Genomic DNA, 21,411 nt, shown 5'->3' with positions numbered 1-21,411 from the left:
ATGGCATATGATTTAGAAGAACAAGAGCAGCTTGCAAATTTAAAAGCGTTCTGGGCCAAATATGGCAACGCAATCACGGCTGTCATTACGATTCTGGCGCTGGTTTTCGCCGGTTATCGTGCCTGGGACTACTATCAGCAGCGACAAGCTGCACAGGCATCGGTTGTCTATGATGCCTTGCTGGATGGGGTAAAGAAGCAAGATATGGCTAAGGTGAAAGAGGCGACCAGCGAGTTGCTGGACAAATATAAGCGGACGACCTATGCCCAGATGGCGGCACTAGTCGCGGCTAAAGCTTATGTGACCGTAGCGGATACTCGCGCAGCCAAAGCACAGTTGGAGTGGTTGATTGGCCATGCTCAGGATGAGTCTTTTACTCACATTGCCCGGATTCGGCTGGCTGGCCTTTTATTAGATGAAAAGGCCTTTGAAGATGCGCTGAAGTTATTGCAGAAAGACCCGCCTGCTGCATTTATGGCTCAATACGCAGATCGTCGTGGTGACATTTATCTGGCCCAAAATAAGCTAGCGGAAGCCAAGGCCGAATTTAATAAGGCCTATGAAGCCTTGGATGCAGAGAGCCCACTGCGTAATGTGATCGAATTAAAACGGGATGCGATTCATGCCTCTTAAGCTGGTCCAACTTCCCCGAATCTCTCGGTTAGCTGGTTCTGGTCCACTGGCAGCGAGTGCGCGTTTATTGTTTGTCGGCCTCGCTTTAGTGCTGGGCGCATGCAGTTCGAAGCCGACTTACGAGAAAGCCGAGCTGCGGCCGATTCAAACAACGCTCGGGGTAAAACAAGCTTGGCGTGCCGAGTTGGGCAAGGCGCGTAGCGCTTTATTTCAGCCTGCTGTCGTGGGCGCCGCTGTGTTTAGCGCTGGCGATGGCCGTGTTTATCGTCTTAACCTTGAAAACGGCACGCGTGTCTGGCAAGCCGAAATCGGCAAAACGCTCAGTGCCGGTGTCGGTGCTGACTCTCAGATAGTGGTGGTCGCAACCAATAAAGGCGAAGTCATTGCGCTCGACAGCAGTACCGGTAAAGAGAAATGGCGAGCCCAAGCATCCAGTGAGGTTGTCCAGAGTCCTGTGGTGGGTTATGGGTTGGTCGTGGTGCGCAGTCAAGATAACCGTATCCATGCATTTGAAGCCCAATCGGGTAAGCGTCGATGGGCTTACCAACGACAAACTCCCAGCCTGATTTTGCGCGTGGCTTCGGGGCTGTTGCTGACAGAAACTGCGGTGTATGCCGGCATGCCTGGAGGCCGTTTAATTGCCCTTACCCTCAATAATGGCTCACCGCGCTGGGAAGTCGCGGTGGCTTTCCCGAAAGGCGCGACCGAACTCGAGCGCGTAGCGGATGTGGTTGGGATGCCTATGCTACAGGGCCGCGCGGTATGTGCGGTAACCTATCAGGGGCGCCTAGCCTGTTTCGATATGGCCACGGGCCAGCAAGACTGGGGGCGTGACTTTTCCAGCAATAACGGCCTGAGTGTGGATGCCCGCTTTGTCTTTGCCGCCGATGATCGTTCCATCCTGCATGCCTTTAGTCGTAATGGTGGCGCCAGTGTTTGGCGTAATGACAAGCTGGTTTACCGGGACTTAACCGCGCCGCTGTCTGTCGGGCGAGCTGTTGTTGTGGGGGATAGTGAGGGATTCGTCCACTGGTTAAGTCGCGAAGATGGCGCATTTATGGCGCGCAGCCGTGCCGATGATGCCCCGATTGTGGTCGCCCCGGTCGCCACCGAGCTTGGGGTACTGATCCAATCTCAGGATGGACGATTGGTCGCTTATATTTTTGAATAACGGGATGGGCAGGGGGGCGTGCGGCTCTGCCTGCCTAATGTAAACATGTTACCTGTCATTGCCTTGGTCGGCCGCCCCAATGTGGGCAAATCTACTCTTTTCAATCGCCTTACCAAGTCACGCGATGCCTTGGTTGCCGATTTTCCTGGTCTCACTCGGGACCGCCACTATGGTCATGGCAAAGTAGGACCTCGTCCCTATCTGGTTGTCGATACCGGTGGGTTTGAGCCGGTGGTCAAAGAGGGCATTCTGCATGCTATGGCAAAGCAGACCTTGCAGGCGATTGATGAGTCAGATCTGGTGATTTTTTTGACCGACGCACGGCAAGGTCTTACCCCACATGATCACGAAATAGCCGAGAAGTTGAGGAAAAGTGGTCGCCCGGTCATTCTGGCTGTCAATAAATCCGAGGGCATGCGCCTTAGTGGTGCAATCAGTGAGTTCTACGAACTTGGGTTAGGCGAGCCGATTGCCATTTCATCGGCGCATGGTGAAGGTGTTAAATCCTTGCTCGACTATGCCCTTGAAGAGGTGCTGCCAGATTATAACGCGGCCGAGGAAGGTGCCGATTTAGAGGATTCAGTGGCCACTGCCGAGGCAGTGGCCCTGCCGGCTAGTACCGAGCCTGGACCAAAGCCCGTGCCTTCAACGATTAAATTAGCAATCGTCGGGCGTCCTAATGTGGGTAAGTCAACGTTGGTAAACACCCTCCTCGGTGAAGAACGAGTGATTGCCTTTGATATGCCAGGCACAACCCGAGATAGCATCTATATTGACTTTGAGCGGGCTGGCAAGCAATACACCCTGATCGATACAGCGGGATTGCGCCGTCGCGGTAAAGTATTTGAAGCGATTGAAAAATTCTCCGTCGTGAAAACGCTGCAGGCGATTGCTGATGCGAATGTAGTCGTGCTGATGCTGGATGCAAGCCAGGACGTTTCCGAACAGGATGCGCATATTGCCGGCTTTGTCGTCGAGTCCGGTCGGGCCTTGGTAGTGGGGGTGAATAAGTGGGATGGTGTCGATGATTACACCCGCAGTCGTATCAAAACCGATATTCTGCGCAAAATGCAGTTTTTAGATTTTGCCAAGTTCCATTTCATTTCTGCGTTAAAGGGAGCTGGAGTTGCGCCACTTCTCAAATCGGTCGATGCCGCTCATGCCGCTGCCTTTGCCAAGCTCTCAACCCCCAAACTTACGCGCGTGATGCAAGCAGCTGTGGAACATCAAGCGCCGCCACGCAAAGGGATTTTCCGTCCCAAAATGCGTTATGCTCACCAAGGCGGGCAGAACCCGCCGATTGTTGTTATTCATGGTAACGCGTTGGATGCGATCAGCGACAGCTACAAACGTTATCTCGAAGGGCGATTCCGAGAGGCCTTTCAGCTGCAAGGGACCCCGCTGCGGATTGAGTTACGCAGTACGAAAAATCCCTATATTTCCGACAAAAAATAACGCAACACGCCGCCAATAATCTGTTTGGTATGTTGCCCATCCCCAGTCATTATTGAAAATTTTGCCCTCAGGCTGTTTTTACTATCGGTTTATGGCATGATGTGAGCATCAAGCGGTTGATGCAACTCGGTGAGTCAGTGTCAACGTTTGATTGCAGTGGCCACCAGATTGAATTAAAAAACCAAAAATATTTAGGAGTTTTCCATGAGCAATAAAGGGCAATTGTTACAAGACCCCTTCCTTAATGCTTTGCGTAAGGAACATGTACAGGTATCGATTTATCTCGTTAATGGGATCAAATTGCAGGGCCAGGTCGAGTCTTTCGATCAATATGTGGTCTTGCTCAGAAACACGGTCACCCAAATGGTATATAAACACGCCATTTCTACGATTGTTCCTGCTCGCCCTGTCAATTTCTCGTCTGATCAGGGTAGTACAGACGGCAACTGATCTGGGATGTCAGGCGATGCATGTGTTACCGCCTGACTCTAGCGAAGCTCCTCTTTCATGTAACCCGGGCCTATTCATCGTCCGGGATTTTGTCTTTTAGGTACAAATACTTTGCGTGTTGCTATTGTTGGTGTCGATTTCGGTCAAGGGTTGACAGGTAGTGCTTTCCAGTCGGCGATGGCCGAACTGGCTTTATTGGTCGAGTCGGCTGCAGCAGAGCCTGTGGTTGAAGTAACCTGCAAACGTCAGCGTCCCGATCCTGCACTGTTTATTGGAAAAGGCAAGGCGGATGAATTGCTGGCCTTAATTGCCGCCCAGTCACTCGAAGCGATTGTATTCAACCATGCGTTAGCGCCAGCACAACAGCGGAATCTTGAAGATCACCTCCAGTTGCCCGTCATTGATCGCACTAGTTTGATTTTGGATATTTTTGCCAAGAGAGCGCAAAGCCAAGCCGGTAAACTGCAAGTCGAGCTGGCCCAAATGGAGTTTATGGCGACTCGCTTGGTACGCCGCTGGACTCATTTGGAAAGGCAAAAAGGCGGGATTGGGATGCGTGGTGGCCCAGGCGAAACGCAAATTGAGCTAGACCGACGTATGATCGGTGAGCGCATCAAAAAACTTAAAGCCGATTTATTAAAGTTAGAAAAGCAGCGTGATTCGCAGCGCCGCCATCGGCAGCGCCGGGATGTCTTTACGGTGTCACTCGTTGGTTACACCAATGCCGGAAAATCAACGCTTTTCAATGCCCTGACTCACGCCGAGACTTATGCCGCGAATCAACTCTTTGCGACGCTCGATACCACCAGCCGTCGCGTTTTTTTAGGCGCGATGCCGGCAGAGGCAGAAAAAGCAGAATCGGTCGACCCTGCCCAAGTCCACCAGACCTATCAAGCAGGCGTCCAGCTCGTGCTGTCTGATACGGTCGGCTTCATCCGCGATTTACCTCACACCTTGGTCGCGGCTTTCCGCGCGACCTTGGAAGAAGCTATTCATGCCGATTTGATCTTGCATGTTGTGGATGGGGCTGCAGCGGAGCGTGATGAGCAAATTGCCGCAGTGAATGCCGTATTAAAAGAAATTCAAGCGGAACATCTGCCACAAATAATTGTCTGGAATAAGATTGATTTACTGGATATCGCCCCCAGAATAGAGCGAATTGAGCAGGCAGACAGTACAGCCCGATCCGCCGAGCAGGGGGATGCTGCTGATCGTGCCGGCATGGGCGCGGTATGGCTTAGTGCGCGTACCGGGCAGGGATTGGATTTGCTCAAACAGGTATTGAAAGACTATGCTTTGGCGGCTCGTCATGCGCGGGCAGCGCTTCCAGCAAGCAAAGAGTCTTGGGAAATATAACCGAGCGGTATGGCAGTGTAGAACTGGTAAGATTTATCGTAAATGTACCGTCAGTATCGACGCTGACAAACTTGATCAACAAATGTAACTAAATGAGGCATTTATGTTGCTTGGAACACTGGGAGCCTTAATGTCTCTCAATGACCCCCGCTGGGGTAATAGCGGTAAGGGCAGTGAGAGCGGAGAATCTTCTCCTGAAGAGAACGGGGCATCCCGCCCACAGCGGCCTGAGCGTCCTGAACCGCCTGAGTCACGTCGTCCGGGGGCGAACGATGGTCCCCCCGATCTGGATGAGTTATGGCGCGACTTTAATCGCAAACTCAACCAATGGCTCGGTAAGGGCCGCACCGGTCAGGGCAGCGGGGGTACGGGTGGCTTTGAACCCAGCATGAAGGGTGCGGGTATCGGTGCTGGCTTGGTTTTGGCCGTCGTTGCCTTGTTATGGCTAGGTAGCGGTTTTTTTATCGTTCAGGAAGGGCAAGTCGGCGTAATTACCACTTTTGGTAAATACAGCAGCACGACCAAGGCGGGTTTTCAGTGGCGCATGCCCTATCCGATCCAGGCGCATGAAGTAGTTAACATATCGCAAGTGCGTAAAGTTGAAATTGGCTATCAAGGCGATGTACGCACCAAGGTTGGGCGCGAGTCTCTGATGCTGACGGAAGATGAAAACATTATTGATATTCAGTTCGCAGTGCAGTATCGGTTAAAAGACGCGAAAGATTATCTATTTAATAATGTGAAGCCCGATGAGGCGGTCAAGCAGGCAGCAGAAACTGCGATGCGAGAAATCGTTGGCCGTAGCAAAATGGATTATGTGTTGTACGAAGGGCGTGAGCAAATTGCGATTCAAGCCGCGCAGAACGTACAAAAAATCCTAGATGGCTATAAGGCAGGTATTTTGGTGTCGAATATCACCGTTCAAAACGCCCAGCCACCAGAGCAAGTTCAGGCCGCTTTTGATGATGCAGTTAAGGCAGGGCAAGATCGTGAGCGTGCTAAAAATGAGGGGCAAGCTTATGCGAACGATGTTATTCCTAAAGCCCGCGGAACCGCAGCGCGTTTATTGGAAGAAGCTGAAGGGTACAAACAACGGGTGATTGCGCAGGCAGAGGGTGATGCTATTCGCTTTAAACAGGTTTTGGCGGAATATAGCAAAGCGCCAGGAGTGACCCGTGACCGCATGTATTTAGATACGATGCAGCAGATTTTTGCAAACACGACAAAAGTACTGGTTGATAGCAAAGGGAATAACAATCTGCTGTATTTGCCCCTGGATAAACTGATTCAGCAGGGAGCCCAAGCCGTCGTGCCATCGTCAAACAGTGGCGCACCGCTCAGCGATAAAACCGTACCTAGCAACCTGCAAAGTAATGAAATTCCAGCATCCAACGACGCCATGCGCGCCCGTGATGCCCAGCGTAGCCGAGATCGGGAGGGGCGTTAAATGAATCTGAATCGCATTATGCCGGCTTTAGTCATTGTTGGCCTTGTTTTATTGTTTGGCTCTTCTTGTATCTATGTGGTCAATCAACGTCAGTACGCCATTGTATTTGGCTTGGGGGAAATTAAAGAAGTGGTTAAAGAGCCAGGATTGTTCTGGAAATTACCGCCTCCATTTCAAAATGTGGTGTATCTGGAAAAACGGATCTTGACGATTGATACGCCAGATGCGGATCGCTTTATCACCGCAGAAAAGAAAAACCTTCTGGTTGATTCCTTCGTGAAATGGCGCATTGCTGATCCCAAACAATACTACATCAGTGTTTCCGGTGATGATCGGCGGGCGCAAGATCGTCTATCACAAATTATTAAATCAGCGCTTAACGAAGAAATTACCAAGCGCAGTGCGCGTGATGTTGTCTCTGGTGAGCGGACTAAAGTCATGGAGATTATCGCCAAGAAAATTGGCGATGATGCCAAGCAAATTGGAATCGATATTGTCGATGTACGCTTGAAACGCGTTGATTTATTGCCTGAAGTGAGCGAGTCCGTTTATAAACGGATGGAAGCGGAACGCAAGCGGGTCGCCAATGAATTGCGATCAACTGGGGCGGCAGAGTCAGAAAAAATCCGCGCGGATGCTGACCGGCAGCGTGAAGTGATTTTGGCAGAAGCATACCGTGATGCCCAAAAACTGAAAGGGGAAGGGGATGCGAAAGCCTCTGCCACGTATGCCCAGGCATTCGGTGCGAATCCTGAGTTCTATGCCTTTTATCGCAGCTTGGAGGCGTACCGAGCCAGCTTTAAGAGCAAGCAAGATGTGTTGGTTGTCGATCCGAGTTCTGAGTTTTTTAAGTTCATGAAACAAGCGGGTAAAACTGGAAAATAAACGTACGACAACATCATGATTGAGTGAAGGGTGATTGATGTCAGTTAATCCTGTTATTGGCCATAAAGCCAGCACTTTCACCGTCACTCGAGCAAGCAGTTTTGTCGGCGAACGCCCATGGGATGCGAGACAAATTGCTCGTTTTGCGGATACCGCTGTCCGTTTACATTGGACGGATCAGCCCTATCAGTGGCATGTGAATGATGGCCAAGAAGTATTTGTGGTTCTAGATGGATTAGTCGCCATGCATTACCGCGATGCTCAAGGTATTACGCAGGTGGTTGAACTGAAAGCGGGTGATATTTTCTATGCTGGTGAGGGACTGGAACATGTCGCGCACCCCTGCGGTGAGGCGCGAATTTTGGTGATTGAAAAGTTAGGTTCGATATGACGTCTTCCGTGTGGCTCCTGGCTTTGGGTATGCTGCTCGTTTTTGAAGGCATCTTGCCGTTGCTCATGCCGCAAGCTTGGCGAGAAACTTTTCTACGGCTCACGCAACTCCGCGATGGTCAACTACGCTTTTTTGGCTTGTTGTCGGTTGGGCTGGGTTTGCTGCTCGTTGCGGTATTTAGTTAATCTCAACGATCACCGGCGTGTGGTCAGACGGCTGTTCCAATTTGCGCGGCGTTTTATCAATCCAGCAGCGGCTAACATGAGGTAACAGCGCGTCACTCACTAAGATGTGATCGATACGCAGCCCGCGATTGCGGCGGAATGCCATTTGTCGATAATCCCACCAAGAATAATGTTTGTCACCCGCTTCTAGGTGACGAAAAGCATCATGGAGTGGCAAGGCCAATAAGTTTTTAAATGCGGTGCGCTCTTCTTCCGAGCAGTGGATTTGCCCCGCCCATTCGACCGGATCGTACACATCCCGGTCATCGGGGGCAATATTGAAGTCACCGACAAAAACCATTTTTGGATATTGGGTCAGCTCCGCTTGCAACCAGGTTTGCAAACCCGCTAGCCAAGCCATTTTATAAGCGAATTTTTCACTACCGACGGCTTGTCCATTTGGGAAGTAGGCGCAGATTACCCGCACGTCGCCATAAGTTGCTGCAATGACGCGTTTCTGCTCGTCTGCAAAAGTAGGTAGATTGATTTGTGTGGCAACTGCTGCCGGCGTACGGGCAATTCGCCGTAAAATAGCGACCCCGTTATAGGTTTTTTGACCAGCGAAAACGGCGTCATAACCAGCTTCTTGTAATGCAGCCAAGGGAAACTTTTCATCGACCATCTTGAGTTCTTGCAAACACAAGAAATCAACGGGATTTTCAGCTAACCAACCCAGTACGTGAGGTAGTCGAACATTCAAAGAATTTACATTCCAGGTGGCGATTTGCATGGTGTTGGCTGAACGTGCAGAGCAGAAAATAGAAACAATATTGTACTGGCTACTGTAACTCACAGTAGTCAACTTCCTAAATATAAGGTTAAGCATACGTGGCAACTCTCATTACCCTCAGCAATGCTCAGTTAGCGTTTGGTCATTGGGCCTTACTGGATCAGGTTGGTTTTTCCTTGGAGTCCAATGAGCGTGTCGGTTTAGTTGGGCGCAATGGTGCAGGTAAATCCAGTCTGCTTAAAGTCCTGGCGGGCGAGGTGGCCATGGATGACGGCCAGCTCGTTCGGCAGCAGGGCGTGCAGTTGGCTTATGTACCGCAAGAGCCTGAACTAGACGCTGATTTGATGATACTTGATTGTGTGGCAGCGGGTCTGGGCGAACGCTGGCAGTGGTTGCAAGAATGGGAGCTATTACATACCCAAGCCGAACTGGACGAGGCTCGCATCCATAAGGTACAGCATTGGCTGGATACCCATCAAGCCTGGCAAGTTCGTTCTGAAGTGGAGCGCGTGCTCAGCCGCTTACATCTCCCTGCGGAGGCGATTGTGGGAACATTATCCGGTGGCTTACGCAAGCGGGTAGCACTGGCAAGAGCGCTGGTCGCGGAGCCGGATGTGTTGATCTTAGATGAACCCACTAACCACCTGGATTTTGATTCGATTATCTGGCTTGAAGATTTGTTGCTGAGCTATGCCGGTGCCTTGGTCTTCGTTACCCATGATCGGCAGTTTTTAGATCGGGTTGCGACGCGGATTGTGGAATTGGATCGCGGCCAGTTGCGTAGCTACCCCGGTAATTTCACTGCCTGGCAGCAGCGTAAAGCGGATGAATTGCATGCGGAGGCGCTGGAAAATGCGCGGGCCGATAAATTATTGGCGCAAGAAGAAGTGTGGATTCGCAAAGGCGTTGAAGCCAGACGTACCCGCAGTGTGGGGCGGGTGGCGCGACTAGAAGAATTACGCAAACAGCGTCGTGAACGGCGTGAGCAAGTCGGTCAAGTGAAGCTGGAAATAGATCGTGGTCAGCGCTCGGGGAAAATCGTCGCGGAGTTACAGCACGTTTCCAAGCAGTTTGGTGATAAGTGTGTGGTGCGTGATTTTACGGCGACGATTCTGCGTGGCGATAAAGTCGGTTTGATTGGGCCAAATGGGATTGGTAAAACTACCTTGCTCAAATTGATTCTGGGTGAACTGGCGGCCGATGCAGGGCAGATCAAGCTCGGCACGCAACTGGAAGTCGCCTACTTTGACCAAATGCGGGCCGGGCTGGATTTAGATAAATCGCTGGAAGATACCATCAGCCCTGGCTCGGAATGGATTGAAATGAATGGCCAGCGCAAACATGTGATTGGCTATCTCGGCGACTTTTTATTCGCCCCTGAGCGCGCGCGTTCACCCGTGCGTACCCTGTCCGGTGGTGAGCGCAACCGCTTGTTGTTGGCCCGTCTTTTTGCCCGCCCTGCGAATGTCTTGGTATTGGATGAACCAACCAATGACCTGGATATTGATACGCTAGAACTGCTTGAAGAACTATTACAGAGCTATACCGGTACGGTGTTTTTAGTGAGCCATGATCGGCAATTTCTCGATAATGTGGTGACCTGCTCATTCGCCGCCGAAGCGCAAGACGCGGCGGGCAACTACAACGGCACTTGGCGTGAATACCCCGGTGGTTATAGTGATTGGCTGCAACAGAAATCCAATTTTGATGCCAAGGCGTCAGCTAAAGTCGCTGATGCGGCCGTGGCGGAGCAAACAGCCGCCTCTGCTATCCCTGTTATTCCCGCTACGGCGAAGAAAGCTTCACAAAAGCTAAGCTACAAAGAGCAGCGCGAGTTAGATGCCTTGCCGCAAGAATTAGAAAAGCTGGATGCCGAACAGCAAGCCCTGCAAGCGCAGTTAGCGGATGCCGATTTCTACACCCGACCTACAGTGGAAGTCCAGGCGGCAAGCGCTCGTTTAGCCGAATTAGATGAACTTATTCTCGACAAAATGACCCGCTGGGAAGAATTAGAAAGTCGCAAAGCTTAACGAATCGCCGACTTTCTCTACCCATGTTTTTTGGTTTCGGGTTTTTCCTCGCCCTCCTGTAAAATACGTTTTTTGCCTAATCAGGAATGGCTATGTCTGCGCCAAAAGTTGGTTTTGTCTCTTTGGGGTGCCCCAAAGCTTTAGTGGATTCGGAACAAATTCTCACGCAGTTACGGGCAGAGGGTTATACCACGTCGTCTTCCTACGAAGGCTCCGATTTGGTGATTGTGAATACCTGCGGCTTTATTGATGCGGCGGTACAAGAGTCGCTGGATGCGATTGGTGAAGCCCTGCACGAAAACGGTAAAGTGATTGTGACCGGCTGCCTGGGTGCCAAGCAAGGTAGTACGGGTGGTAATTTGATTACCGAGGTTCATCCCAAGGTATTGGCCGTAACGGGACCGCATGCATTAACCGAAGTAATGGAAGCGGTGCATACCCACTTGCCCAAACCGCATGATCCTTTTACCGATTTAGTGCCGCCACAAGGGATTAAGCTGACACCCAAGCACTTTGCCTATCTGAAGATATCGGAAGGCTGTAATCACCGTTGTACCTTCTGCATTATTCCGTCGATGCGGGGCGATTTAGATAGCCGCGATATCGGGGAAGTATTGCGTGAGGCAGAAAACCTCATGAAGGCTGGTGTAAAAGAAATTTTGGTCATTTCGCAAGACACCAGTGCGTATGGTGTCGATGTGAAATACCGGACGGGTTTCGTGAATGGTCGCCCGGTTAAAACCAAACTCTATGATTTATGTAAAGAGTTGGGCGACTTAGGCGATCAGTATGGCGTCTGGGTGCGCTTGCACTACGTCTATCCCTATCCGCATGTGGATGACATTCTGCCGTTGATGGCGGAGGGCAAGATTTTGCCTTACCTCGATATTCCTTTCCAACATGCCCATCCGCGTGTGCTCAAGGACATGAAACGCCCGGCGAGTGGTGAGAAAAATATTGAACGCATCCAGGCATGGCGCAAAGAGATTTCGGAGATGGTGATTCGCTCGACCTTTATTGCCGGCTTCCCTGGCGAAACCGAAGCCGAGTTTGAATATCTGCTGGACTTTTTACGTGAAGCCAAGCTAGACCGCGTAGGCTGCTTTGCTTATTCACCGGTAGAAGGCGCAGCCGCCAACGAATTGCCGGGTGCCTTGCCCGATGAGGTGCGTGAAGAACGGCAGGCGCGTTTTATGCAAGTGCAAGAAGAAATCAGCGCACAGCGGCAGGCTGAGCGGGCTGGGATGGTCATGCAAGTTTTGGTGGATGAAATTAACGCAGATGGGGCGATTGCACGTTGCTATGCCGATGCCCCCGAGATTGATGGAGTGGTGTATGTCGAGCCTCACCCTGATTTGAAGGTGGGTGAGTTTATTGATGTGCTGACCACGGGTTATGACGCCCATGATTTGTGGGGTGAGGTCTATCTTGAGGCGGAGTAAGGCCGCATATCAGAGAGGCCCAGAGCAACCGCAACCGAGTGCTTTAGAGCGTCGCACCGTATTAACTCGTTTATTCGCCTATCCAATGATGCTTGCGGGCCTTAGCGGCGCCGCTCGTCGCCTGGCAGCGCAGTCTGCCATGGTCGATATACGTCAAGAAGTCGCCGGGGTTTACCGTGGCAAGCTTGGCGATAACTTGATTCAGCTCTACTTGCAGCCCAAGCAAGATGCAGCGGACAGTTACCAAGGCCACTATTTTCGGTTTGGGACTGGCGTTACCGTTCAGATTGTGGCCGAGGTCGAGCTCGATAGTGTGCTCAGCCAGCAAGTGAATACGCCTGTCTTTGAATTTTGGGCTGAAGAGTCTATCGATGGGGTTACTGTGATTGGCGAATGGCAAGGGCGCTGGGTGCGATCTACGTCACAGCAAGCGGCGCAAATCCTGGCGCAATGGCAGGATGCGCAAGCAACTGGGCCAGCGATCAAACAGCCCGTTGTTCTTACTCGGGTTAATCGTGCCAGCCGCTCAGCCAGTGCAGGGCGTATCTAATTGATTTCCTCTTGTTCTGATTGACCACAGAGAAATAAAAAAGGCCACTCAGTTGAGTGGCCTTTGCTTAAGGGCGATGTTATAAGTACAGCGACTTAGCCGCCTGGTTTTGTCACGAGCAGGTCTGGCAGGATGGTCACAATCTCAGGGAAGATGGTAATCAACGCAATCGCAACCAAAAGCATGCAGAAGAAGGGAATCGATGCCTTTGCCACTTCCATGCTGTCTTTTCCTGTCATGGTTTGCAGCACGAAGAGGTTAAAGCCAACTGGTGGAGTTACTTCCGCGATTTCAATCAACAAAATCAGGAAAATACCAAACCAGATAAGATCAAAGCCTGCTGCTTGCACCATCGGGATCACGATAGCCGTCGTCAGCACAATCATGGAAATACCATCCAGTGCCGTTCCCAGCAGTAAATAAACAATGGTTAAGGCAGCGATCAATTGCCAGGGGCTGAGATTCAAGCTTGCAACCCATTCTGCCAAGGCTGTGGGCACCCCAGTAAAGGCCATGGCTTTAGTCAAGAAGCCTGCCCCAGCCAGAATCATGATGATCATGCAGGATAGACGTGTCGAATTCATCAGACTTTCTTTGAACGTTTGCCAGCTCAAGCCACCGCTCCACCAGGCAATCGCAAAAGATCCAACTACACCAAAGGCGGCGGCTTCAGTCGCGGTGGCATAGCCTGCAATCAAGACCCAGACAATAAAAACGATCAAGCCAGTGACAGGGATCAACTTTTTTGATTTAGACAGCCGCTGCATGAAGGGCATTGAGGGTTCAGCTGGCGGGCATTTGTCTGGGTTACGCAATGACCAGTAAATGATGTAGCCAGAAAACAAGGCCATCAACAAGGCACCGGGGAGGAAGCCAGCCAAGAAAATTTTGATAATCGAGGCATCTGCGGCGACCGCATAAACCACCATGGTAATCGATGGGGGAATCAAAATACCCAATGTTCCTGCGCCAGCCAGTGAGCCGAGGCAAACGTTAAAATCATAACCTCGCTTTTTCAACTCCGGTAAGGCTACTTTCGCAATCGTTGCACAGGTTGCGGCAGAAGAGCCAGAGACAGAGCCGAAAATCCCGCAGCCCAGAATATTGACGTGCATTAATCGCCCAGGTAGCCAATTGAGCCAGGGTGACAAGCCTTCGAACATCTCTTCAGAGAGCTTGGTACGAAACAGAATCTCTCCCATCCAAATAAAGAGGGGGAGGGCAGCGATTTCCCATGATGCCGCAGATTCCCAGAAAGCACTAAAGAGAATGCCTGCTGGTTGTGCATTGGTAAACGCAAAGATTCCAATCCACCCTGTAATTGCCAGGGCCAAGGATACCCAGACCCCAGTGGCCAAGAAGAACGACATCACAACCAGCAATACTAATCCCACCATAACGGTACTCATGTTTATGCTCCTTCACCAAATTCGCCACGTGCCAAACGCTCTTCGGCTTGGACAACATAAGTAGGACGATTGCCACGTAGAACCCAGATCAATTCATCCACAATGGCAATAAAAAATAGAAATACACCAGTGACAGCGGTCATTTGCGGAATCCAGATAGGAATAACGAGTAAGCCCTGGGTTGGTTCATTAGTGATATAGCTCTGATAAACATAGCTACAGATGGCATACAACATGTATCCGCAAGCTATTGTTGCGGTGGATAAAGTGAAGATCTCGATAGCATGTCGTTTAGCCGGATTAAGCTTCTCAATCCACAACCCGACACGAACCATCTCCCCATTCTTGAAGGTTGCGGCGATGGCCAGAAAAACGGCTGCTGCGCTAAACCAGGCGGTCAGGTCGTCTACCCCTGTGGTGGGTAAATTTAATTCTCTGCCGAGTGAGGAATAAATCATTAAGCAAAGAATCGTAAACATACAGGTGGCGGCCAAGACTTCCGCCGTTTTGTAAACATAGTCGAGGAAGCGGCGCATACCATGTACCTTCCGATTGGCCAGCTCATCATCCAACACATCATGGTGCGGCTTGAGTAGCTGGTTGAGATGATTGGGCTCAGCCATAGGATTCTCCAGCAAAATAAAAAAGGCAGCGGCTTAACAATGTACGAGGAGACATTGGGTGGACGACGAGCCGCTGCCTGTAAGCTACAAATTACAAATTAAGACGTCAATCAAATTATTTCTTGGCGTTGTATGTGTCAATAATTGCTTGACCATCAGCCCCTGTTTTTGCCAACCAATCTTTCAGTGAGCCAACCCCAAAGCGAATCATTTCTTGGGAGAACGACTGGCTTGGTGCCGCAACCTCAACACCATTTTTCTTCAACGTTTCAATGGTGTCATTGGTGTAGCCTTTCATGCGGTTCCAGCCCTTGACTTCAGTTTCTTTGGCGGTTTTCACGATGGCGGCTTGCGTTGCGGCATCCAATTGATTGAACGCTGATTTACTCACAATCACCATGTTTTTAGGCAACCAAGCATCGACAGTGTAAAAACGATTTACACCACCTTCCCAAACCTTCGAATCTACCCCGGTTGCGGCAGAGGTCATAAAGGCTTCAACCACACCGGTAGCCAGTGCTTGTGAGAGCTCTGAAGCCTGAATCGTGACAGGCTGAGCGCCATACTCTTTCGCGATCCGTTGTGTGGTTGGGTTGTAGGCGCGCCATTTGAGGCCCTTGAGGTCGGCGACTTCGTTGACCGGTTTTTTGGCGAACATCCCTTGGGGAGGCCAAGGCACGGCGTAGAGTAGTTTGATCCCTTGTGCATCGAGGATTTTTTCAACTGCAGGGCGCTGAGCATTCCATAAGCGTTCTGCTTGACCAAAGCTGCTTGCTAGGAATGGCACGGAGTCAAGACCAAAAATTGCATTCTCGTTTTCAAGAATACTCATAATGACTTCACCCATGGCAATCTGGCCGGAAACCATCGCCCGTTTGATTTCAGGTGCTTTAACCAGCGAGCCGTTAGGGTGTACGGTCACTTTTAATTTACCCGCTGTCGCTGTATCTAAATCCTTGGCGAACTGCTGCAGGGTCACGGTATGTGGATTGCTGATTGGGTAAGCGCTTGCCAGATCCCATTTGGTCTGCGCAAAAGCGAAGAGGGGGGCCATTAAACTAGCGAGTAAACTCGCTTTAACTGCACGACGTTTCAGGGTTTGCATCGTCTGTCTCCTATGCAAGGTTAAAAAAACCGCATTGTCAAAAGCCAAGTGCTTATGGCTTTTGACCCTTCGGTAGGTTAAAGCGCTCTACTTCGTACTGTAATAGGACAGTTAAACCGTCTTGTCCAGCCGTTTTGAGCCACTCTCGGGTCAAGGTTTCACCCAGACGCCGGAATTCTGAATACAGTATTGCACTTGGTTCGATAATCTTCTGGCCCTTAGCAGCCAGTTGTGCCTGGAATTCACGGTTTTTTTCTTCGCTTGCTCGCCAGCCACGCTCTTCTGCCGCTTGAGAAATTTTCATCACCAAGCTTCTTTCCTCAGGAGTGAGTTTGTTAAACGTTTCTCGATTAACAAAAACAACATTTTTTGGAATCCAGGCATTAACAGGATGGAAATATTTCACGGTTTCCCAGGCTTTAATATCCAAACCAGTAGCTGCCGAGGTAATTAGCGCATCGACCTGTTTTTCTTGTAAATATTTCTGGACATCGGCAGAGGCAACATTCACGCCCTGCGCTTTAACCAGCTCAGAAATGCGTTGGGTTGCATTGTTATAGGTTCTGATTTTGCTACCTTGCAAATCTTTAATGCTGCTGATGACTTTGGTTGAATACAAACCTTGTGGGGGCCAGGGTACACTAAATAATAAAACTACCCCTTCTTGCTCCATCGCTTTAACGATTTGAGCACGAGAGAGCTGCCACAAGCGTTTTGCATCTTCATAGCCAAACAGCAAGAAGGGAATGGAATCGACCCCAAATAATTGATTGATATTCGCTAAGCTTGAGAGAATTACCTCACCGCCTGCGGCTTTTCCCGCCTTAACGCCAGCGAAGATCTCTTTTTGTTTAATCAGGGTGCCATTAGGAAAAACCTCAACTTTGATTTTTCCATTGGTCGCGATTTCGAGCTCACGGGCGAATTGTTTGATATTCGCAGTGTGAAAGTTATCTTCTGGGTAAGACGTGCTGAATTGCCACTGGGTTACCTGCTGGGCGTGACTAGACTGCATCCCAACCAGCAACACTAATGACAAATTGAGTGCGGCTAATATCTGCAGCCGCTTGGTATAAAACCAGGACCTGTATTGCATGGGCGTCTCCGAACTACCGCTAAGTACAGATTTAAAAATTATTTTATTTTGTACTTGAAGTTTATATACTATGACAATAAAATGTCAACAAATTATTAACAACATGCAAAAATAATTTCGGTTAATCTCTCGGGTTTTGTTATTACCCATTTATGGAGATTGTTGAAATGCGCAAAGGAACAGGAAACGCGAACAAAATGCTGCAAAGCCAAACCACTGTCCCCCAAGTGGCTGATGATATTGATCTGAATTTGATCGTTTCGTCAGCACATTTGGTCTCACCGAAAAGCCGAGAGCTCTCCGAGTTTGAGTTTGGGATGATCATCGCTTCCAATGCCTTTAATCGTTGGGTGATGCGTTGCATGGCAGCGGCTGGGTTGCGTGATTTAACCACCATGGATGTGCTGGTTTTGCATCACGTTAATCACCGGGCGCGTTACAAAAAACTGGCAGACATTTGTTTCATATTGAATATGGAAGACACCCATGTTGTCAGTTATTCCCTTAAAAAATTAATCACACTCGGCGTCGTTGAGGCGGAAAAAAATGGCAAGGAAGTGACCTATGCCACCACCGAGTTAGGGCAGAAATTCGTTAATAAATATCGTGATATTCGTGAGAAATGTCTCATTACTGGCTTGGCGCCTGATGGTTCAGACAATCAGACCCTGGGTGAGTTGGCGCGCTTCTTACGAATGATGTCGGGTCTTTACGACCAGGCGGCACGAGCGGCTAGTTCACTATGATGAAAGGAAAGGCGTGATGAGACAAGACCAAACGCAGCAGGATAGATGGCAATTCTGGATTGACCGAGGCGGTACCTTTACCGATATCGTGGCCAAAAAACCAGACGGGTCTCTCATCACGCACAAATTACTCTCGGAAAACCCTGAACAGTACAAAGATGCTGCTGTTGCTGGGATTCGGCATTTATTAGGGCTAAAGGCGAATGAGCCGATTACCCCGGAATTAGTCGAAGCCGTAAAAATGGGCACGACCGTGGCGACCAATGCCTTGCTTGAGCGCAAGGGTGATCCCACCGTACTCTGTATCACTAAAGGTTTCCACGATGCCTTGCGCATTGCCTATCAAAACCGCCCACGTTTGTTTGACCAGAACATCCAGTTGCCTGAATTGCTGTATTCAGAAGTCGTGGAGGCGAATGAGCGGATTGGTGCCCAAGGTGAAGTGGTTGAAGCTTTAGATGAAGCTCAAGTGACGCGCGATTTGCAAGCCGCCTATGGTAAGGGACTGCGGGCCTTGGCGATTGTGTTTATGCACGGTTATCGTTTTACGCAGCACGAAAATCGCGTGGCCGAAATCGCGCGTAAAATCGGCTTTACCCAAGTATCAGTTTCTAACGAAGTTAGTCCCTTGATGAAGCTGGTCTCACGCGGCGATACCGCTGTGGTCGATGCTTATCTGTCACCCATTCTGCGTCGTTATGTGAATCAAGTCGCCAGTCAGATGGAAGGCGTGCGCCTGTTGTTCATGCAATCCAGTGGTGGCTTGACCGACGCGCATGCTTTTCAAGGTAAAGACTCCATTTTGTCTGGCCCAGCTGGCGGTATTGTCGGTATGGTGCGGACGGCGCAATTGGCTGGCTTTGACAAAGTGATTGGTTTTGATATGGGTGGTACTTCCACCGACGTATCGCACTTTGCCGGTGAGTTCGAGCGCGAATTTGAAACGCAAGTTGCCGGTGTGCGGATGCGTGCGCCGATGATGAGTATTCATACGGTTGCCGCCGGTGGTGGTTCTGTACTGAACTTCGATGGCAGTCGCTATCGTGTTGGTCCCGATTCAGCGGGTGCGAACCCCGGCCCTGCTAGCTATCGTCGTGGCGGTCCATTAGCGACGACTGACTGTAACGTGATGCTTGGCAAAATTCAGCCAGCCCACTTCCCCAAAGTGTTTGGTCCGAATGCGGATCAAGCGCTGGATCGCGACGTCGTAGTGCAGAAATTTAGCGAGCTGGCCGACAAGATTTACCAAAGCACCGGGATTCGTAAAACTCCTGAAGAAGTCGCTGAAGGCTTTATCGAGGTGGCGGTTGGTGCAATGGCCAATGCGGTGAAGAAAATTTCCGTGCAGCGTGGCCATGACGTCACGGAGTACACCTTGTCTACCTTTGGGGGAGCCGGTGGTCAGCATGCCTGTTTGGTCGCCGATGCATTGGGTATGACCCGTGTGTTTGCACACCCCTTTGCGGGCGTCTTGTCCGCGTATGGCATGGGCCTAGCCGACCAAGCAGCGCTGCGTGAAAAGAGCTTGGAAATCGAATTGGCACAAGGCAACTTGGCCAAGATTGAAGCCGAATTGAAAGCCCTGGCCGATGATGCCCGTGCCGCGATTCTGCGCCAAGGCGTGACGGAAGACCGTATTCGCGTACTACAACGCGTTCATGTCAAATACGAAGGTACCGATACCGCCTTGATGGTGAACTACGAGCGTTTGGACCAAATCATTGGTCACTTTGAAGCTGCTTATCGCCAGCGTTTTGCCTTCTTGATGCCCGACAAGCGTTTGATTGTGGAAGCGATTTCGGTTGAAGCGATTGGCGCTTCCGATGCACCGGATGAAACCGCAGAAAATCTGGCCCCCCGTGCTGGTCATGTGCAGCCTGCTGAAACTGTCAAAATGTATTCAGCCGGTGAATGGCATGACACCGGCCTGTACAAACGTGAAGATACTCGCCCAGGTGATGTCATCAACGGTCCCGCGATTATTGCGGAAAAAAATGCGACCACCATCGTCGAACCCGGTTGGCAAGCCGAGGTGACCGCGTTGAATCATTTGGTTCTGAACCGTGTGGTTGCCCGCAAGCAGAAAAAAGCCATGGGCACCGAAGCGGATCCCGTCATGTTGGAAGTGTTCAATAACCTGTTCATGAGTATTGCTGAACAGATGGGCTTCCGTCTAGCGAATACGGCTTACTCCGTCAACATTAAAGAGCGTTTAGACTTTTCGTGCGCGATTTTTGATGCAGCGGGTAACTTGATTGCCAACGCACCACACGTACCCGTTCACTTGGGTTCGATGGGTGAAAGTATTAAAACGGTGATTACCGAGAACGCCAGCAGCATGCAACCCGGTGATGTGTATGTGCTGAACGATCCTTACAACGGCGGCACCCATTTGCCGGATGTTACGGTGATTACCCCCGTCTTTGATCGTACAGGTAAAGAAGTCTTGTTCTATGTGGGGTCACGTGGCCACCATGCCGATATCGGCGGCATTACCCCCGGTTCGATGCCTGCGGATAGCAGCCATGTGGAAGAAGAGGGCGTCCTCATTGATAACTTCAAGCTGGTTGAAGCCGGTCGTTTCCGTGAGAAAGAAACCATTGAGCTGCTGACTTCTGGCAAGTATCCCGCCCGTAACGTGGAACAGAACCTGGCCGACTTACGCGCGCAAATTGCAGCTAACCAAAAAGGCGTGGATGAATTGCTGTCTATGGTTGATCACTTCAGCTTAGAAGTGGTGAAAGCCTACATGAAGCACGTGCAAGACAATGCGGAAGAAGCGGTGCGCCGTGTGATTACCGCACTGAAAGATGGCGAGTACAGCTATGCCTTCGATAATGGTGCCACCATTAAAGTGAAGGTCAGTGTGGATCAAGCAGCGCGTTCTGCAGTGATTGATTTCACCGGTACCGCTGAGCAACAACCGAATAACTTCAATGCCCCCAAAGCAATTACGATGGCTGCAGTACTGTATGTGTTCCGTACCCTCGTGAATGATGATATTCCGATGAACGCCGGTTGCTTGAAGCCCATTAAGGTGATCGTGCCGGAAGGTTGCATGCTGAATCCGCGTTACCCCGCTGCTGTGGTGTCGGGCAACGTTGAAACGTCGAGCGTGATTACCAATGCGCTGTACGGTGCATTAGGTGTTATGGCCTCGGCTCAAGCGACCATGAATAACTTCACCTTCGGTAACGAGAAGTACCAGTACTACGAAACCATTTCTGGTGGTTCGGGTGCCGGCCCAGGCTTTAATGGTACGGATGTGGTGCAAACCCACATGACCAACTCGCGTTTGACCGATCCCGAAGTGTTTGAGTGGCGCTATCCGGTCCGTTTGGAAAGCTACGCTATCCGTCATGGTTCTGGTGGGGCCGGGCAGTATCACGGTGGGAATGGCGGCGTACGCAAAGTACGTTTCCTGGAGCCTATGACTGCTTCGATCCTATCGAATAACCGTGTAGTTCAACCTTTTGGCATGGCTGGTGGGCAACCTGGGCAAGTCGGGAAGAACTATGTCGTTCGCGCCAATGGTCAAGTCGAGATTCTGGGTTCTACCGCCAGTATTGAAGTTGGGGTCAATGACACCTTTGTCATCGAAACCCCTGGCGGTGGTGGTTACGGTAAATAAACGATAACAAAAAAAGGGGGGGCATGACCCCCCTCTC

At 50.6% G+C, this 21,411-nt stretch carries 19 protein-coding genes; 14 read left to right on the top strand and 5 right to left on the bottom strand.

The window, feature by feature from the left end:
- The 9 genes from DU000_RS03905 (at position 1) to DU000_RS03865 (ending at position 7,973) form a co-directional block, all read left to right on the top strand.
- Positions 1 to 633: a YfgM family protein gene (locus DU000_RS03905; protein WP_114401997.1), complete on the top strand. Its 633-nt coding sequence runs from the start codon at positions 1 to 3 to the stop codon at positions 631 to 633.
- Complete coding sequence (bamB, locus tag DU000_RS03900) at positions 623 to 1,804, top strand: outer membrane protein assembly factor BamB (RefSeq protein ID WP_240001780.1); 1,182 nt, start codon at positions 623 to 625, stop codon at positions 1,802 to 1,804. Before DU000_RS03905 ends, bamB begins: the two co-directional genes overlap by 11 nt.
- 45 nt (positions 1,805 to 1,849) lie before the next feature.
- Complete coding sequence (der, locus tag DU000_RS03895; RefSeq protein ID WP_114401996.1) at positions 1,850 to 3,259, top strand: ribosome biogenesis GTPase Der; 1,410 nt, start codon at positions 1,850 to 1,852, stop codon at positions 3,257 to 3,259.
- A gap of 204 nt (positions 3,260 to 3,463) precedes the next feature.
- Positions 3,464 to 3,709, top strand: coding sequence for an RNA chaperone Hfq (gene hfq / locus DU000_RS03890; protein ID WP_114401995.1), 246 nt, complete (start codon positions 3,464 to 3,466; stop codon positions 3,707 to 3,709).
- A gap of 111 nt (positions 3,710 to 3,820) precedes the next feature.
- Positions 3,821 to 5,065 carry a GTPase HflX gene (gene hflX, locus DU000_RS03885; RefSeq protein WP_114401994.1) on the top strand — a complete coding sequence of 415 codons (1,245 nt, stop codon included), beginning with the start codon at positions 3,821 to 3,823 and terminating at the stop codon, positions 5,063 to 5,065.
- Between the two features lie 103 nt (positions 5,066 to 5,168).
- Positions 5,169 to 6,512 (top strand): FtsH protease activity modulator HflK, encoded by a 1,344-nt coding sequence (gene hflK / locus DU000_RS03880; protein WP_240001779.1) that lies wholly within the window; start codon positions 5,169 to 5,171, stop codon positions 6,510 to 6,512.
- 6 nt (positions 6,513 to 6,518) lie between these two features.
- Positions 6,519 to 7,397: a protease modulator HflC gene (hflC, locus tag DU000_RS03875; RefSeq protein WP_114402104.1), complete on the top strand. Its 879-nt coding sequence runs from the start codon at positions 6,519 to 6,521 to the stop codon at positions 7,395 to 7,397.
- A 37-nt stretch (positions 7,398 to 7,434) separates the two neighbouring features.
- Positions 7,435 to 7,788, top strand: coding sequence for a cupin domain-containing protein (locus tag DU000_RS03870; RefSeq protein ID WP_114401992.1), 354 nt, complete (start codon positions 7,435 to 7,437; stop codon positions 7,786 to 7,788).
- Positions 7,785 to 7,973 carry a DUF2065 domain-containing protein gene (locus DU000_RS03865; RefSeq protein ID WP_114401991.1) on the top strand — a complete coding sequence of 63 codons (189 nt, stop codon included), beginning with the start codon at positions 7,785 to 7,787 and terminating at the stop codon, positions 7,971 to 7,973. Before DU000_RS03870 ends, DU000_RS03865 begins: the two co-directional genes overlap by 4 nt.
- On the opposite strand, the gene xth is transcribed toward DU000_RS03865, so the two are convergent.
- Entirely contained in the window at positions 7,966 to 8,742 is a 777-nt protein-coding gene (gene xth / locus DU000_RS03860) for an exodeoxyribonuclease III (protein ID WP_114401990.1), read from the bottom strand. The genes DU000_RS03865 and xth overlap by 8 nt on opposite strands.
- A gap of 98 nt (positions 8,743 to 8,840) precedes the next feature.
- On the opposite strand from xth, the gene DU000_RS03855 reads away from it, so the two are divergent.
- The 3 genes from DU000_RS03855 to DU000_RS03845 all read left to right on the top strand — a co-directional run bounded on the left by DU000_RS03855 (position 8,841) and on the right by DU000_RS03845 (position 12,764).
- Positions 8,841 to 10,772 (top strand): ATP-binding cassette domain-containing protein, encoded by a 1,932-nt coding sequence (locus tag DU000_RS03855; protein ID WP_114401989.1) that lies wholly within the window; start codon positions 8,841 to 8,843, stop codon positions 10,770 to 10,772.
- Between the two features lie 92 nt (positions 10,773 to 10,864).
- Positions 10,865 to 12,214, top strand: a complete 1,350-nt coding sequence (gene rimO / locus DU000_RS03850; protein WP_338049453.1) for a 30S ribosomal protein S12 methylthiotransferase RimO — start codon at positions 10,865 to 10,867, stop codon at positions 12,212 to 12,214.
- An 85-nt stretch (positions 12,215 to 12,299) separates the two neighbouring features.
- Positions 12,300 to 12,764 (top strand): hypothetical protein, encoded by a 465-nt coding sequence (locus DU000_RS03845; protein ID WP_114401987.1) that lies wholly within the window; start codon positions 12,300 to 12,302, stop codon positions 12,762 to 12,764.
- A 95-nt stretch (positions 12,765 to 12,859) separates the two neighbouring features.
- Here DU000_RS03845 and DU000_RS03840 read toward each other — a convergent pair whose 3' ends face one another.
- The 4 genes from DU000_RS03840 to DU000_RS03825 all read right to left on the bottom strand — a co-directional run bounded on the left by DU000_RS03840 (position 12,860) and on the right by DU000_RS03825 (position 16,997).
- Positions 12,860 to 14,173, bottom strand: coding sequence for a TRAP transporter large permease (locus DU000_RS03840; RefSeq protein WP_192878424.1), 1,314 nt, complete (start codon positions 14,171 to 14,173; stop codon positions 12,860 to 12,862).
- A 2-nt stretch (positions 14,174 to 14,175) separates the two neighbouring features.
- Positions 14,176 to 14,796 carry a TRAP transporter small permease gene (locus DU000_RS03835; RefSeq protein WP_114401986.1) on the bottom strand — a complete coding sequence of 207 codons (621 nt, stop codon included), beginning with the start codon at positions 14,794 to 14,796 and terminating at the stop codon, positions 14,176 to 14,178.
- 115 nt (positions 14,797 to 14,911) lie between these two features.
- Complete coding sequence (locus tag DU000_RS03830; RefSeq protein WP_114401985.1) at positions 14,912 to 15,901, bottom strand: TRAP transporter substrate-binding protein; 990 nt, start codon at positions 15,899 to 15,901, stop codon at positions 14,912 to 14,914.
- Between the two features lie 52 nt (positions 15,902 to 15,953).
- The gene (locus DU000_RS03825; RefSeq protein ID WP_114401984.1) at positions 15,954 to 16,997 is read right to left on the bottom strand and encodes a TRAP transporter substrate-binding protein; all 1,044 of its coding nucleotides are present in this window, start codon (positions 16,995 to 16,997) and stop codon (positions 15,954 to 15,956) included.
- A 197-nt stretch (positions 16,998 to 17,194) separates the two neighbouring features.
- Here DU000_RS03825 and DU000_RS03820 point away from each other — a divergent pair, with 197 nt between their 5' ends.
- A complete protein-coding gene (locus DU000_RS03820; RefSeq protein WP_114402102.1) occupies positions 17,195 to 17,743 on the top strand; it encodes a winged helix DNA-binding protein in 549 nt (182 codons plus the stop codon).
- Positions 17,744 to 17,759: 16 nt separating this feature from the next.
- Positions 17,760 to 21,374 carry a hydantoinase B/oxoprolinase family protein gene (locus DU000_RS03815; protein ID WP_114401983.1) on the top strand — a complete coding sequence of 1,205 codons (3,615 nt, stop codon included), beginning with the start codon at positions 17,760 to 17,762 and terminating at the stop codon, positions 21,372 to 21,374.
- The last annotated feature ends 37 nt before the right edge of the window (positions 21,375 to 21,411 follow it).

It is taken from the genome of Parvibium lacunae, assembly GCF_003335215.1.
Lineage (GTDB): Bacteria > Pseudomonadota > Gammaproteobacteria > Burkholderiales > Burkholderiaceae_D > Parvibium > Parvibium lacunae.
This window is presented reverse-complemented; position numbering and strand designations above follow the sequence as displayed.

Coding starts and splice junctions, on each gene's coding strand:
- DU000_RS03905 (WP_114401997.1), top strand. CDS start 1: ATGGCATATGATTTAGAAGAACAAGAGCAGCTTGCAAATTTAAAAGCG.
- bamB (WP_240001780.1), top strand. CDS start 623: ATGCCTCTTAAGCTGGTCCAACTTCCCCGAATCTCTCGGTTAGCTGGT.
- der (WP_114401996.1), top strand. CDS start 1,850: ATGTTACCTGTCATTGCCTTGGTCGGCCGCCCCAATGTGGGCAAATCT.
- hfq (WP_114401995.1), top strand. CDS start 3,464: ATGAGCAATAAAGGGCAATTGTTACAAGACCCCTTCCTTAATGCTTTG.
- hflK (WP_240001779.1), top strand. CDS start 5,169: ATGTTGCTTGGAACACTGGGAGCCTTAATGTCTCTCAATGACCCCCGC.
- DU000_RS03870 (WP_114401992.1), top strand. CDS start 7,435: ATGTCAGTTAATCCTGTTATTGGCCATAAAGCCAGCACTTTCACCGTC.
- DU000_RS03865 (WP_114401991.1), top strand. CDS start 7,785: ATGACGTCTTCCGTGTGGCTCCTGGCTTTGGGTATGCTGCTCGTTTTT.
- xth (WP_114401990.1), bottom strand. CDS start 8,742: ATGCAAATCGCCACCTGGAATGTAAATTCTTTGAATGTTCGACTACCT.
- rimO (WP_338049453.1), top strand. CDS start 10,865: ATGTCTGCGCCAAAAGTTGGTTTTGTCTCTTTGGGGTGCCCCAAAGCT.
- DU000_RS03845 (WP_114401987.1), top strand. CDS start 12,300: ATGATGCTTGCGGGCCTTAGCGGCGCCGCTCGTCGCCTGGCAGCGCAG.
- DU000_RS03840 (WP_192878424.1), bottom strand. CDS start 14,173: ATGAGTACCGTTATGGTGGGATTAGTATTGCTGGTTGTGATGTCGTTC.
- DU000_RS03835 (WP_114401986.1), bottom strand. CDS start 14,796: ATGGCTGAGCCCAATCATCTCAACCAGCTACTCAAGCCGCACCATGAT.
- DU000_RS03830 (WP_114401985.1), bottom strand. CDS start 15,901: ATGCAAACCCTGAAACGTCGTGCAGTTAAAGCGAGTTTACTCGCTAGT.
- DU000_RS03825 (WP_114401984.1), bottom strand. CDS start 16,997: ATGCAATACAGGTCCTGGTTTTATACCAAGCGGCTGCAGATATTAGCC.
- DU000_RS03820 (WP_114402102.1), top strand. CDS start 17,195: ATGCTGCAAAGCCAAACCACTGTCCCCCAAGTGGCTGATGATATTGAT.
- DU000_RS03815 (WP_114401983.1), top strand. CDS start 17,760: ATGAGACAAGACCAAACGCAGCAGGATAGATGGCAATTCTGGATTGAC.